This is a genomic window from Stenotrophomonas sp. CASM101, from assembly GCF_049384845.1.
Taxonomy (GTDB): domain Bacteria; phylum Pseudomonadota; class Gammaproteobacteria; order Xanthomonadales; family Xanthomonadaceae; genus Stenotrophomonas; species Stenotrophomonas hibiscicola.
In genome coordinates this window covers 53,380-66,188 of sequence record NZ_JBMRFR010000015.1, presented here as the reverse complement: position 1 = coordinate 66,188, position 12,809 = coordinate 53,380, and the positions used below count along the sequence as shown (strand labels likewise).

The 12,809-nt window shown below is 66.0% G+C and carries 13 protein-coding genes; 6 read left to right on the top strand and 7 right to left on the bottom strand.

Features of this window, described 5'->3' with window-relative positions; translation table 11 throughout:
- The first annotated feature begins 1 nt into the window (after position 1).
- Genes VG543_RS17295 through VG543_RS17285 form a run of 3 tightly spaced genes read left to right on the top strand, consistent with a single transcriptional unit; the run spans position 2 to position 2,397 of the window.
- Positions 2–829, top strand: coding sequence for an ABC transporter ATP-binding protein (locus VG543_RS17295; protein ID WP_021202702.1), 828 nt, complete (start codon positions 2–4; stop codon positions 827–829).
- A 3-nt stretch (positions 830–832) separates the two neighbouring features.
- Positions 833–1,759, top strand: coding sequence for an MlaD family protein (locus VG543_RS17290; RefSeq protein ID WP_019660980.1), 927 nt, complete (start codon positions 833–835; stop codon positions 1,757–1,759).
- A complete protein-coding gene (locus VG543_RS17285; RefSeq protein ID WP_021202701.1) occupies positions 1,756–2,397 on the top strand; it encodes an ABC-type transport auxiliary lipoprotein family protein in 642 nt (213 codons plus the stop codon). Before VG543_RS17290 ends, VG543_RS17285 begins: the two co-directional genes overlap by 4 nt.
- A 4-nt stretch (positions 2,398–2,401) precedes the next feature.
- On the opposite strand, the gene VG543_RS17280 is transcribed toward VG543_RS17285, so the two are convergent.
- From VG543_RS17280 to VG543_RS17270, 3 genes are read right to left on the bottom strand one after another with little or no spacing between them, the layout of a single operon-like run.
- Positions 2,402–2,989, bottom strand: coding sequence for an alpha-ketoglutarate-dependent dioxygenase AlkB family protein (locus VG543_RS17280; protein WP_423179023.1), 588 nt, complete (start codon positions 2,987–2,989; stop codon positions 2,402–2,404).
- 47 nt (positions 2,990–3,036) lie between these two features.
- Positions 3,037–3,669, bottom strand: coding sequence for a CoA transferase subunit B (locus VG543_RS17275; protein ID WP_088611004.1), 633 nt, complete (start codon positions 3,667–3,669; stop codon positions 3,037–3,039).
- A 1-nt stretch (position 3,670) separates the two neighbouring features.
- Positions 3,671–4,402, bottom strand: coding sequence for a CoA transferase subunit A (locus VG543_RS17270; RefSeq protein ID WP_180877057.1), 732 nt, complete (start codon positions 4,400–4,402; stop codon positions 3,671–3,673).
- A gap of 158 nt (positions 4,403–4,560) precedes the next feature.
- Between VG543_RS17270 and VG543_RS17265 the strand changes: the two genes are divergently transcribed.
- Positions 4,561–7,200: a DEAD/DEAH box helicase gene (locus VG543_RS17265; RefSeq protein WP_423179029.1), complete on the top strand. Its 2,640-nt coding sequence runs from the start codon at positions 4,561–4,563 to the stop codon at positions 7,198–7,200.
- A 168-nt stretch (positions 7,201–7,368) separates the two neighbouring features.
- On the opposite strand, the gene rfbD is transcribed toward VG543_RS17265, so the two are convergent.
- From rfbD to rfbB, 4 genes are read right to left on the bottom strand one after another with little or no spacing between them, the layout of a single operon-like run.
- Positions 7,369–8,274 (bottom strand): dTDP-4-dehydrorhamnose reductase, encoded by a 906-nt coding sequence (gene rfbD, locus VG543_RS17260; RefSeq protein WP_423179022.1) that lies wholly within the window; start codon positions 8,272–8,274, stop codon positions 7,369–7,371.
- Positions 8,271–8,828 carry a dTDP-4-dehydrorhamnose 3,5-epimerase gene (gene rfbC / locus VG543_RS17255; protein ID WP_197575755.1) on the bottom strand — a complete coding sequence of 186 codons (558 nt, stop codon included), beginning with the start codon at positions 8,826–8,828 and terminating at the stop codon, positions 8,271–8,273. The genes rfbD and rfbC overlap by 4 nt, the downstream gene beginning before the upstream one ends.
- Positions 8,825–9,712: a glucose-1-phosphate thymidylyltransferase RfbA gene (gene rfbA / locus VG543_RS17250; RefSeq protein ID WP_197575756.1), complete on the bottom strand. Its 888-nt coding sequence runs from the start codon at positions 9,710–9,712 to the stop codon at positions 8,825–8,827. The genes rfbC and rfbA overlap by 4 nt, the downstream gene beginning before the upstream one ends.
- 14 nt (positions 9,713–9,726) lie before the next feature.
- Positions 9,727–10,782 (bottom strand): dTDP-glucose 4,6-dehydratase, encoded by a 1,056-nt coding sequence (gene rfbB, locus VG543_RS17245; protein ID WP_227844417.1) that lies wholly within the window; start codon positions 10,780–10,782, stop codon positions 9,727–9,729.
- Positions 10,783–11,040: 258 nt separating this feature from the next.
- Between rfbB and VG543_RS17240 the strand changes: the two genes are divergently transcribed.
- Together VG543_RS17240 and VG543_RS17235 are read left to right on the top strand one after the other, a co-directional pair.
- Entirely contained in the window at positions 11,041–11,787 is a 747-nt protein-coding gene (locus VG543_RS17240) for an electron transfer flavoprotein subunit beta/FixA family protein (protein ID WP_019660968.1), read from the top strand.
- Complete coding sequence (locus VG543_RS17235) at positions 11,787–12,728, top strand: electron transfer flavoprotein subunit alpha/FixB family protein (protein WP_423179021.1); 942 nt, start codon at positions 11,787–11,789, stop codon at positions 12,726–12,728. The genes VG543_RS17240 and VG543_RS17235 overlap by 1 nt, the downstream gene beginning before the upstream one ends.
- Positions 12,729–12,809: the final 81 nt, after the last annotated feature.

The following is a 12,809-nucleotide window of genomic DNA, read 5'->3' as shown; positions in this document are numbered from 1 at the left end:
CATGAGCACGCATCCGACGCCCGAAGACATTCCCATGCAGGACGACGACGGCCACGAGCTGGCCATCCGCGTGCGCGGCCTGGTCAACCGTTTCGGCAGCCAGACCGTGCACGAAGACCTGGACCTGGACGTGCGTCGCGGCGAGATCCTGGGCGTGGTCGGTGGCTCCGGCACCGGCAAGTCGGTGCTGATGCGCTCCATCCTTGGCCTGCGCACGCCCGACGAAGGCCAGATCGAAGTGCTGGGCCGCGACGCGCGTGCCGACGACGCCGAGAGCCGCCTGCACATCGAACGCAACACCGGCGTGCTGTTCCAGGACGGCGCACTGTTTTCGTCACTGACCGTGGGCGAGAACGTGCAGGTGCCGCTGAAGGAACACCACCGCGAACTGCCCGAGCGCTGGCATTACGAGCTGGCACTGCTGAAGGTGAAGCTGGCCGGCCTGCCCGCCGACGCGATCAACAAGCTGCCCTCGCAGCTGTCCGGCGGCATGCGCAAGCGCGCCGGCCTGGCCCGGGCGCTGGCGCTGGACCCGCCGCTGCTGTTCCTGGACGAACCCACCGCCGGCCTCGACCCGATCGGCGCGGCCGCGTTCGACCGACTGATCAAGACCCTGCAGGAAGCGCTGGGGCTGACCGTGTTCCTGATCACCCACGACCTGGACACCCTGTACGCCATCTGCGACCGCGTGGCCGTGCTGGCCGACCGCAGGGTCGTTGCCAACGCCCCCCTCCCGGAAATCGAGAAACTGGATCATCCGTGGATCCAGGAATACTTCCACGGACCCCGCGCGCGCGCCGCGCGTGGCGAACAGATCGAGAGTGCCTGAGCCATGGAAACCAAAGCCAACTACGTGCTGATCGGCGCGTTCACCCTGATCACCGGCCTGGCCCTGCTGGCGTTCGGCCTGTGGGCGGCCAAGTACTCTTCCGACCGCACGTGGCAGGAATACCGCGTGGTGTTCCGCGAGGCGGTGACCGGCCTGTCGGTGGGCAGCCCGGTGCAGTACAACGGCATCGCGGTCGGGTCGATCGTCGAACTGAACCTGGTGCCGGATGACCCGCGCCAGGTGGTCGCACGCATCCGCCTGAACTCGACCACGCCGGTCAAGACCGATACCCGCGCCAAGCTGGCGATCACCAGCCTCACCGGCCCGTCGATCATCCAGCTCAGCGGCGGTACGCCGCAGTCGCCGGCGCTGACCACAGTCAACAAGGACCCGGCACCGATCATACCGACCACGCCGTCGGCGCTGCAGAACATCACCGATGTTGCCAACCGCATCGTCGAGCGCATGGACCAGATCCTCAGCGACCGCAATGTAGCCTCGATCAATGCCACGCTGGCCAACCTGGAGACCATCAGCGGTGGTCTGGCCGACCGCGACCAGGGTACCCAGGCGCTGCTGCTCAGCGCGCGCGATGCCGCCCGCAGCCTGGACACCACGCTGAAGACCACCAACGGCACCATCGAGCGCCTGGACAGGAACCTGGTGCAGCAGCTGCCGGGCATCATCGACAAGCTCGATGCCACCCTGGCCAAGCTCGACTCGGCCGCCGGCAACGCCGATTCGATCCTTGGCGAGAACCGCGCCGCGATCAACAGCTTCGCCAATGATGGCCTCGGCCAGCTCGGCCCGACGCTGACCGAGCTGCGCGGCCTGATCCGCGACCTGCGCCGGGTCAGCGACCGCCTCGAGAACAACCCCGCGCGCTACCTGCTGGGCCGCGACGCACCGAAGGAGTTCGAACCCAAATGAGCCCGCCCCCCCTTCCGCGCCTGCTGCTGGCCGCTTCGATGGTCGCCCTGCTGGGCGGCTGCTCCATCCTTGGCAGCAGCGAGAAAACCGCAGTGACGCTGTACTCGCCCTCGGTGCAGGTGAAGGCCGACCCGGCGTGGCCACAGGCCAGCTGGCAGCTGGTACTGGCCAAGCCGAGCGCCGCGCGCCTGGTGGACAGCCCGCGCATCAATGTGCGGCCGACGCCTTCGCAGATGGAAATCTACAAGGGCGCCAGCTGGGCACAGCCGGCCACCGACATGATCGAGGACACCCTGCTGCGCGGCTTCGAGGATTCCGGGCGCATCCGCGGCGTGGCGCGCAGCACCGCCGGCATCCGTGCCGACTACAAGCTGTCCACCGACGTGCGCCGCTTCGAATCGGATTACCAGGGCCAGGCCACGCCGACCGTGGTGATCGAGGTCAACGCCAAGCTGATCCACGTCGCCGACCAGCGCGTGGTGGCCGACCGTACGTTCCGCCAGGCGCAGCCGGTCGGCAGCACCGACGTACCGGCGGTGACCGCGGCGTTCGAACGTGGCCTGCAGCAGCTTGCGCAGGATGTGGTGGGGTGGACACTGGTGAGCGGGCAGGCCGACCAGCCTAACGTCGCGCGCTGATCGATCAGCGCGGCGCAATCCAGCGGAACGTCAGGTTGATCCGCTCACCCTGCACCCGCGCCATCTTCGGAAGCGCGTGCTGGTAGAACCTCTGCGTCTGCCCCGCCATTACCAGCAGATCGCCATGGCCGAGCAGGTACTCGGCCTTGCGCGCCGGATCATCGCGCCGGCGCAGCAGGAATCGACGCGATGCGCCCAGACTCAGCGACGCAATCACCGGGACCGGACCCAACTCCGGCTCGTCATCGCTGTGCCATCCCATGTAGTCGCCGCCGCCGCGATAGCGGTTCAGCAGCACGCTGTTGAAGCGGCCGAAGCCATCGTCCTGCAGGCGCTCGCGCATGCCCTGCAGGGACGGCGGCCACGGGTGCGGCACGAATTCTGCCCCCGAGTAGCGATAGCGCGCCTGCGGATCACCTATCCAGCAGCTCAACCGTGGCGAATCTACCCAGCTGCCGAACATGCGGATGCGATGCACCTCCCACGGCACGCCGGCTTGCAGATCGCGCTGCAAGGCATCGGCCTCGGCGGGAGACAGCCAGGCCGGGAGGTGGCGGACGTCGGCATCGGGAAGGTCGTGGGGGAACAGCATGGGCGCCCCAAGGAATAGGGGGGGCGACCGAAGGCCGCCCCGGAACGTCAGCGGCGCGCGAACGCCACGCCCGTTTTTTCCTTCAGTTCGTCATTGCTGACACCCGGCGCCGCTTCCACCAGCACCAGACCAGCATCGGTGACGTCGAACACGGCCAGGTCGGTGATGATGCGGTCGACCACGCCGACGCCGGTCAGCGGCAGCGAGCATTCGGCCAGGATCTTGTGCTCACCGTTCTTGGCGGTGTGCTCCATCAACACCACCACGCGCTGCACGCCGGCGACCAGGTCCATCGCGCCGCCCATGCCCTTGACCATCTTGCCGGGCACCATCCAGTTGGCCAGGTCGCCCTTGTCGGTGACCTGCATGGCGCCGAGGATGGCCAGGTTGACGTGGCCACCGCGGATCATCGCGAAGCTGTCGTGGCTGCCGAAGTAGCTGGCGCCCGCACGTGCGGTGACCGTCTGCTTGCCGGCGTTGATCAGGTCGGCGTCGACCTCGGCGTCGGTCGGGAACGGGCCAATGCCGAGCAGGCCGTTCTCCGACTGCAGCCACACATCCACGCCGTCGGGAATGTGGTTGGCGACCAGGGTCGGCAGGCCGATGCCAAGGTTCACGTAGGCGCCATCGGTCAGTTCCTGGGCGGCACGGGCCGCCATTTCATCGCGGGTCCACGCCATGTCAGTTGCCCTCCGCGCGGATGGTGCGCTGTTCGATTCGCTTCTCAGGATGCGCGTTGTGCACGATGCGGTGCACATAGATGCCCGGCAAGTGAACCTGGTCCGGATCAATCGCACCGACCGGCACCACGTCCTCCACTTCCACGATGCAGACCTTGCCGGCCATCGCGCAGGCCGGGTTGAAGTTGCGCGCGGTCTTGCGGAACACCAGGTTGCCAGCCTCGTCGGCCTTCCAGGCCTTGACCAGTGCCACATCGGCGCGCAGCGCGGTTTCCATCACGTAGTGCTTGCCGTCGAACTCGCGGGTTTCCTTGCCTTCGGCCACCACTGTGCCATAGCCGGTGGCGGTGAAGAACGCCGGAATGCCTGCGCCGCCGGCACGCAGGCGTTCGGCCAGGGTGCCCTGCGGGTTGAATTCCAGCTCGAGCTCGCCGGCCAGGAACTGCCGCTCGAACTCCTTGTTCTCGCCCACATAGGACGAAATCATCTTCTTGATCTGCCGGGTTTCCAGCAGCTGGCCCAGACCGAAACCATCGACCCCGGCATTGTTGGAGATCACGGTCAGGCCCTTGGCGCCACTGTCGCGCAGCGCGGCGATCAGGGCCTCGGGAATGCCACACAGGCCGAAGCCGCCCACGGCCAGCGTCTGGCCATCGGCGACCACCCCTTGCAGGGCCTCCGCCGCACTGGCGAAACGCTTGCTGCGCTTGCCGGTGGAAGTCGATTGCTGCATTGCTGTACTACCCTGCACGTTGAGGATGACCGCATTCTAGCTGGAGGGCGGCGAAGGGCCTGGATGCGCCGCAGCATTGCACGGGCATCGCACAGGGTTCCGTAGAATGCCGGGTTCCCCTGCCAATGGCCGGCCCCGTGCCCGCCCCACCCTCGTTGATGGCCCATACCTACACCGAAGAAGACCTGCTCCGCTGGATGGAAGGCCGGACGCTGGAAATGAGCGACCATGGCCTGTCGGAAGTCCATAGCATGCGTCTGTTCGGTGACATTCTGGTCGCTGAGGTAAAGATCCCGGCCAAGTACTCCTACCGGGTGGAGATCGACCTGGCCGCCAGTGTTCGCCATCCGCGCAGCCTGCTGCGCAACCGGTGTTCCTGCCCGCTCGGCCACGACTGCATGCACGTGGCGGCTGTGCTGGCGCAGATGCTGCAGCAGATCGACCATACGCCCCCCATGCCCGACGACAGCAGCACGCTGCCAACGCTGCTGATCCGTTCGATGACCCCCGTCCTGCGCCTGCACACGGTCGAGTTCCGTCCGCCGTGGCTCGGCCCACGCGACCCTTCGCAATGGGCCGATATCGCCACCGTGGCCTTCGAATACGACGAGCACGTGCGGTTCCTGGATGATCCGAGCCTGTTCGCCCACGATCCGGAGGGCCAGCTTGCGCTGCTGCCCCGCGACCTGGCCGAGGAATCACGGCGCGAGGCCGAGCTGCGCACGGTGGGACTGCATCGCGACACGGCGCCGCGGGCGCCATTGGAGGGCGCAGGACCTCAGTTCCAGCTGCGCACCCATGACTGGACACGGTTCCTGCTGGACGACGTACCGCGCCTGGAAGCCTTGGGCTGGAAGGTAGAGACCGACGACGATTTCCGCCATCGCATCACCCGGGTGGATGAGATCGACCTGGACATCCAGGCGGACCCGGCGGATGCGGGCTGGTTCAACCTGGGCCTGGACATCCAGGTGGAAGGCCGCAACGTGTCGATGGTTCCGCTGCTGCAGCAGGTGCTGCAGTCCGATCCCCGCTGGATGCGTGGCCAGCTGGACGCCATCGGCGATGATGAGAACATCCTGTTGACGGCGGGCGACAACACGCGCCTGGCATTGCGGGCCGCACGACTGAAACCGATCATGGCCCTGTTGACGGATCTGTTCGCCCAGCGTGGCGCGCCGCTGCGCCTGTCTGTGCTTGACCGTGGCCGCCTGCAGGCGCTGCAGGACACGGCGCGCCTGCAGTTCCGCGGGCGCAAGGACACCCAGGCACTGGTGCAGCGGCTGATGCAGGCACCCGCATTGGGCGAAGTGCCGCCGCCGGCAGGGCTGGTGGCAACGCTGCGTCCCTATCAGCGCGAAGGCCTGTCGTGGCTGCAGTACCTGCGCCAGCAGGGCCTGGGGGGCGTGCTGGCCGATGACATGGGCCTGGGCAAAACCGTGCAGACGCTGGCGCATGTGCTGGTCGAGAAGGAAGCCGGTCGCCTGGACCGTCCGACGCTGCTGGTGGTGCCCACTTCGCTGCTGCACAACTGGCAGAGCGAAGCGGCACGCTTCACCCCGGGCCTGCGCGTGCTGACCCTGCACGGGCCGGCACGTGAAACGCTGTTCGAGGCGATTCCCGGGCACGACCTTGTACTGACCACCTACCCTCTGCTGTGGCGCGACGAGCAGGCGCTGCAGGCACATACCTACCATCTGCTGATTCTGGATGAAGCCCAGCAGGTGAAGAATCCGAAGTCACGCGCGGCCATCACCCTGCGCACGCTGCAGGCGCGCCACCGGCTGTGCCTGACCGGCACGCCGCTGGAAAACCACCTGGGCGAACTGTGGACGCAGTTCGACTTCCTGCTGCCCGGCCTGCTAGGCAGCGAGAAACAGTTCAACCAGCATTGGCGCCATCCGATCGAACGTGGCAGCGACCACCGCCGCGCCACCTTGCTGGCGCAACGGCTGCGTCCGTTCATACTGCGCCGGCGCAAGGACCAGGTGGCGTCAGAGCTTCCGCCCAAGACCGTCATTACCCGCGCGGTGGAAATGGAGAGCGGCCAGCGTGATCTCTATGAAACCGTGCGCGCAGCGATGGAAAAGCAGGTGCGCGAAGCCATCAGCGGCAGCGGGCTGGCGCGCAGCCACATCGTGGTACTGGATGCGTTGCTGAAGCTGCGCCAGGTCTGCTGCGATCCGCGCCTGCTGCCTGGTGATGCCCCGGCGCGCAATGCGGGCTCAGCCAAGCTGGACCTGCTGCGCGAGATGCTGCCGTCGATGGTCGAGGAAGGCCGGCGCATCCTGCTGTTCTCGCAGTTCACCGGCATGCTCTCGCTGATCGCGCAGGCACTGGATCAGCTGGGCTTGGCCTATGTGACCCTGACCGGCGACACCCAGGACCGGGCCACGCCGGTGCAGCGCTTCATGCAGGGCGAGGTGCCGGTATTCCTGATCAGCCTGAAGGCAGGTGGCGTCGGGTTGAACCTGACCGCCGCCGATACCGTCATCCACTTCGACCCGTGGTGGAATCCGGCGGCCGAAAACCAGGCCAGCGATCGCGCCCATCGCATCGGCCAGCAGCAGCCGGTGTTCGTTTACCGGCTGATCGCCGCAGGCAGCATCGAAGAACGGATTGCCGAGCTGCAGGAGCGCAAGGCCACGCTGGCCGACGCCATTCTCGAAGGCGGCGGCGCTACGGGGCCACGCTTCAGCGAAGAAGACGTGCAGGCGCTGCTGGCGCCGTTGCCGGGCCTGCCGGCCAGACGCACCCGCAGGCCGGGCCGGCCGTCCACCACCCGCAGAGGAACGTAGAATCAGACCTGTTCGGCTGGAGCAAGAAAGCCGCAGTCTGAATGGCTCCAGCTGTTTTTGCTGGCTTGGCGAGGAGCGTCCGATCGCCAAGGACAGCGGCCCTGACCTGTCCGGCCAAGCGCGACTTTTGCCTTCCAACATCGCCGAATCTGCATGCACAGCACTGGCTCAGCCGTTGGCCGGAATCAACTCCCACATCACCCTCTTCAACCCGTCCTGCCAGGATGGCAGCACGAGGCCGAAATCCTGCTGCAACCGACGGTTGTCCAGCACCGACCGGGCCGGGCGCTTGGCCGGCGTCGGATATTCGGAGCTGGGAATCGCCTCGACGGTGGGCACCTTCGGCAATACGCCCATCGCCAGCGCCTCGGCAAAAATCGCCTCGGCAAAGCCATGCCAGCTGGTCTGGCCACTGGCGGTCAGGTGCCAGGTGCCCGACAACTGCCCTGGGTGCTGCAGTGCCTGCGCGGTGACATCGGCGATCAGCGCCGCCGGCGTCGGCGTACCCACCTGGTCAGCCACCACGCGCAGCTGCTCTCGCTCGGCGCCGACGCGCAGCATGGTGCGCAGGAAATTTGCACCGTGTGAGGCATATACCCAGGCGGTGCGAAAAATCAGATGGCGACCGGCGGCAGCGCGGATGGCATCCTCCCCATCACGCTTGCTGGTGCCATAGACACCCAAAGGCGCAGTCAAATCGTCTTCCTGGTACGGCCTGTGCCCCTGCCCATCGAAAACATAATCGGTAGAGTAATGCACCAGCGGCACGCCGCGCGTGGCACACCAACGCGCGATCACGCCTGGAGCGATAGCGTTGGCCGTGAATGCTGCTTCCATGTCCTGCTCGGCTCGATCAACCGCCGTATACGCAGCGGCGTTGACGACGGCCGAAGGCTGCACGCTGTCCAGCAGGGCTGGCAGAAGCTCGGGGCGATTGAAATCTGCGATCTCACAGGCGCTGCCATCGGGCAACCTGCCGGTCCGGGTTGTCGCGACCACCGGTTCCGATGACCCCAATGCCCGCAGCAGCTCCTGGCCAAGCTGGCCATTGCCGCCAAGAACCAACGTGGTCATGCAGCAAACACCGGCAGACGCTCGTCTGCAATATCAACCAGGAAAGGCGCGCGCTCGTCCTTGGGCGACAGCGTCGGCGAGCCCAGCGGCCAATCCACGGCAATCGCGCCGTCATTCCAGCGAATGCCGGCGTCGGCCTCGGGCACGTAGACATCAGTGCACAGGTAGTGGAAAAGTGCGGATTCGGACAGCACGGCAAAACCATGCGCGAAGCCCTCTGGGATCCAGAACTGACGCTTGTTCTGCGCACTCAGCACAACCGCCTCCCACTGACCGAAGGTCGGCGAACCGCGACGGACGTCCACGGCAACATCATAAACTTCGCCTTCCAGAACGCTCACCAGCTTGCCCTGCGGGCGCGGCCACTGATAGTGCAGGCCGCGTAGAACCCCCTTGCTGGAGGATGACACATTGCTCTGCACGAACTGCGTGGGCAACCCGAGCTCACCGAAACGCGCAGCGTTCCAGCCTTCGAAGAAGAATCCACGTTCGTCGCCGAACACTTTCGGTTCAATCACAACACAGCCCGGCAAGCGGGTTTCAATCACCTTCACGGAACCACCCCACGCAGTGCCAGTTTCTGCAGATATTGGCCGTAGCCATTCTTGATCAACGGTGCAGCCAGTGCTTCCAGCTGCTCGGCGCTGATCCAGCCCTTGCCGAAGGCGATTTCCTCGGGGCAGCAGACCTGCAGTCCCTGCCGGGTCTGGATGGTCTCGATGAAGTTGGAGGCTTCCAGCAGCGACTGGTGGGTGCCGGTATCGAGCCAGGCATAGCCACGGCCGAGCGCTTCCAGGTGCAGGTTGCTCTCGCCCAGATAGCGCTTGTTGAGATCGGTGATCTCCAGCTCGCCGCGCGGCGACGGCTTCAGCTCGGACGCGTAATCGCTGGCCTTGCCGTCATAGAAGTACAGGCCAGTCACCGCATAGTTCGAACGCGGGTTTTCCGGCTTCTCCACCAGGTCGATGACCTTGCCGCTCTTGTCGAACTCGGCCACGCCATAGCGCTCCGGATCATTCACCCAGTAGCCGAACACGGTGGCACCGTCGGTGCGCTCATCGGCGCGCTTGAGCACGTCGCGCAGGCCGTGACCGTGGAAGATGTTGTCGCCCAGAACCAGGCAGCTCGGCTGTCCGTCCAGGAACTCCCGGCCGATCAGGTAGGCCTGGGCCAGGCCATCGGGGCTGGGCTGCACGGCGTACTGGATATCCATGCCCCACTGCGAGCCGTCACCCAGCAGCTGCTGGAACAAGACCTGTTCGTGCGGGGCGTTGATGATCAGCACCTCGCGGATGCCCGCCAGCATCAGCACGCTGAGCGGGTAGTAGATCATCGGCTTGTCGTACACCGGCAGCAGCTGCTTGCTGACGCCCTTGGTGATCGGATACAGCCGGGTGCCGGAGCCGCCGGCGAGGATGATGCCCTTGCGCTGCGTCATGGTGTCTCCCGGGTTCAGGCTGCGGTGCCGATGCGCTGCAGGCGGTAGCTGCCGTCCAGCACGCCGTTGACCCATTCCTGGTTGTCCAGGTACCAGTCGACGGTGAAGGTGATGCCCTGCTCGAAGGTGTAGGCCGGTTCCCAGCCCAGGTCGTTCTTCAGCTTGGACGCATCGATCGCATAGCGGCGGTCATGGCCGGGGCGGTCGGTGACGTAGGTGATCTGGCTGCTGCGCGGCTGGCCATCCGCACGCGGGCGGCGCTGGTCCAGCAGTGCGCAGATGGCCTGCACCACTTCGATGTTCTGTTTTTCCGAATTGCCACCGACGTTGTAGGTCTCGCCAACCTGGCCCTTGGCCAGCACGGTGCGGATCGCCTCGCAGTGATCGGACACGAACAGCCAGTCGCGCACCTGCTTGCCGTCGCCGTACACCGGCAGCGGCTCGCCGGCCAGCGCCTTGGCGATCACCAGCGGGATAAGCTTCTCGGGGAAGTGGTACGGGCCGTAGTTGTTGGAGCAGTTGGTGGTCAGCACCGGCAGCCCGTAGGTGTGGTGGAACGCACGGACCAGGTGGTCCGAGGCGGCCTTCGACGCCGAGTACGGGGAATTCGGAGCATACGGCGTGGTTTCGCTGAACTTGCCGGTCTCGCCCAGGGTGCCGTACACCTCGTCAGTGGATACGTGCAGGAAGCGGAAGGCCGCGCCCTGCTCGGCCGGCAGCGCCTTCCAGTAATCGCGGACCGCCTCCAGCAGGCCCAGGGTGCCCACCACGTTGGTCTGGATGAAGGCGCCAGGACCGTCGATGGAGCGATCCACGTGGCTCTCGGCAGCAAAGTTGAGCACGGCGTCCGGCCGGTGCTCGGCCAGCAGGCGGGTGACCAGCGCCTGATCGCCGATGTCGCCCTGCACGAACACGTGATTCGGGTCGCCGTCCAGGCTGGACAGGGTCTTCAGATTGCCGGCGTAGGTCAGCGCATCGAGGTTGATGACTTTGACGCCGCGCGCGACGGCCTCGAGAACGAAGTTACCGCCAATGAATCCGGCGCCGCCGGTGACAAGCCATGTGGGCACTACCTGTTCTCCTGTTCGACCGTTCGCACCGGGGCGCGGGGGAGCACCGGATACAGCGCGACAGGATACATGTCGCCCCTTCGCGGCTGACATCCGCACGTGAATGAGCCCCCTTGCCCTCATTATCTTCTGCATCGCAGCAAAACCATACGCGTTCGCATGGTAGCTTCCAGCCAGTTAGAATCGGGGTCCCACCCCCGAACCGGTTGCTGTGCGAGGACCGGACGTTCTCCCCGTTATTGAAGGACCCCGTACCAGATGAAAATCCTCGTCGCGTACAAGCGCGTGGTGGACTACAACGTCCGCATTCAGGTCAAGCCGGACGGTTCCGGCGTGGTCACCGACGGCGTCAAGCTGTCTCCCAATCCCTTCGATGAAATCGCTCTGGAAGAAGCCCTGCGCCTGCGCGACAAGGGCATCGCCAGCGAAGTGGTGGTCGCCACCATTGCTCCGGCCGATGCCCAGGCGCACCTGCGCAACGGCCTGGCCATGGGCGCCAATCGCGCCATTCACGTCGTTACCGACCAGGCCATCCAGCCGCTGACAGCCGCACGCACCCTGCTCAAGCTGATCGAGAAGGAACAGCCGGACCTGGTGATCCTGGGCAAGCAGGCCATCGACGACGACGCCAACCAGACTGGCCAGATGCTGGCCACGCTGTGGGGCCGCCCGCAGGCGACCTTCGCCAGCAAGCTGGAGATTGCTGATGGCAAGGCCACGGTGACCCGCGAAGTCGACGCCGGCCTGGAAACGCTGGAAGTGGACCTGCCGGCAGTGGTCACCACCGATCTGCGCCTGAACGAGCCGCGCTTCATCAAGCTGCCGGACATCATGAAGGCCAAGGCCAAGCCGCTGGAGACCCTGCAGCTGGCCGATCTGGGCGTTGAAGCCGCCGATACCTTCAAGACCACCCAGTATGCCGCGCCGTCCAAGCGCAGCAAGGGTGTGATGGTCAAGGACGCGGCTGAACTGGTGGCCGCACTCAAGCAGAAGGGGTTGCTGTAATGAGCAGGATTCTCGTCATCGCCGAACACCACGACGGCAAGCTCAACGCCGCCACCGCCAAGACCGTAAGCGCTGCTGCCGCCATCAGCGGTGCCAGCATCGACGTGGTGGTGCTGGCCGCCGACCCGGCCGCCGTTGCCGCTGAGGCCGCGAAGATCGCTGGCGTCGCCAAGGTTCTGACCGTGGCCAACGCTGCCAACGCGCAGGCCATCGCCCAGGTGCTGGCGCCGCAGATCGCGCAGCTGGCCAAGGGCTACACCCACGTGTTCGGCCCGTCGACCACCTTCGGCAAGGACCTGATGCCGTGCGTGGCCGCCCTGCTCGGCGTCAACCAGGTCTCCGACCTGATGACCGTCGAAGGCAGCCACACCTTCAAGCGCCCGATCTACGCCGGCAACGCGATCATCACCGTGGAAGTCCCGGCCGACCAGATCGTGGTCGCCACCGTGCGTGCCGCCTCGTGGCCGGAAGCCGCCCAGGGTGGCAGTGCCGCCGTTGAAGCGGCCAGTGTCGATGCTGCCCTGCCGACCCACACCCGTTTCGTCGGCCTCGCCGCAGGTGCCAGCGACCGCCCGGACCTGCAGAGCGCCAAGCGCGTGGTCTCCGGTGGCCGCGGCGTCGGTTCGGAAGAGAACTTCAAGGTCATCTTCCAGCTGGCCGACAAGCTCGGCGCCGCCGTCGGTGCCTCGCGCGCCGCGGTCGATGCCGGCTACGTGCCCAGCGACCTGCAGGTGGGCCAGACCGGCAAGATCATCGCCCCGGAGCTGTATGTGGCGGTGGGCATCAGCGGTGCGATCCAGCATCTGACCGGCATCAAGGACGCCGGCACGATCGTCGCGATCAACAAGGACGGTGATGCGCCGATTTTCGAGATCGCTGACATCGGCCTGGTCGGGGATCTGTTCACGATCCTGCCGGAGCTGGAAACAGCACTGAACTGAAGACACCTGAAAGATGCCACGGAATCAAAAGGTTACGTGGCATCTCCAACCGTCTCGGGGCCCGCAGGGACGCTGGCCTGG

What these genes read in the sequence shown, in the direction of transcription:
- VG543_RS17275 (WP_088611004.1), bottom strand. Translation starts at nt 3,669, where the DNA reads ATGGCGTGGACCCGCGATGAAATGGCGGCCCGTGCCGCCCAGGAACTG.
- VG543_RS17280 (WP_423179023.1), bottom strand. Translation starts at nt 2,989, where the DNA reads ATGCTGTTCCCCCACGACCTTCCCGATGCCGACGTCCGCCACCTCCCG.
- VG543_RS17270 (WP_180877057.1), bottom strand. Translation starts at nt 4,402, where the DNA reads ATGCAGCAATCGACTTCCACCGGCAAGCGCAGCAAGCGTTTCGCCAGT.
- VG543_RS17265 (WP_423179029.1), top strand. Translation starts at nt 4,561, where the DNA reads ATGGCCCATACCTACACCGAAGAAGACCTGCTCCGCTGGATGGAAGGC.
- VG543_RS17295 (WP_021202702.1), top strand. Translation starts at nt 2, where the DNA reads ATGAGCACGCATCCGACGCCCGAAGACATTCCCATGCAGGACGACGAC.
- rfbA (WP_197575756.1), bottom strand. Translation starts at nt 9,712, where the DNA reads ATGACGCAGCGCAAGGGCATCATCCTCGCCGGCGGCTCCGGCACCCGG.
- VG543_RS17240 (WP_019660968.1), top strand. Translation starts at nt 11,041, where the DNA reads ATGAAAATCCTCGTCGCGTACAAGCGCGTGGTGGACTACAACGTCCGC.
- rfbD (WP_423179022.1), bottom strand. Translation starts at nt 8,274, where the DNA reads ATGACCACGTTGGTTCTTGGCGGCAATGGCCAGCTTGGCCAGGAGCTG.
- VG543_RS17290 (WP_019660980.1), top strand. Translation starts at nt 833, where the DNA reads ATGGAAACCAAAGCCAACTACGTGCTGATCGGCGCGTTCACCCTGATC.
- VG543_RS17235 (WP_423179021.1), top strand. Translation starts at nt 11,787, where the DNA reads ATGAGCAGGATTCTCGTCATCGCCGAACACCACGACGGCAAGCTCAAC.
- VG543_RS17285 (WP_021202701.1), top strand. Translation starts at nt 1,756, where the DNA reads ATGAGCCCGCCCCCCCTTCCGCGCCTGCTGCTGGCCGCTTCGATGGTC.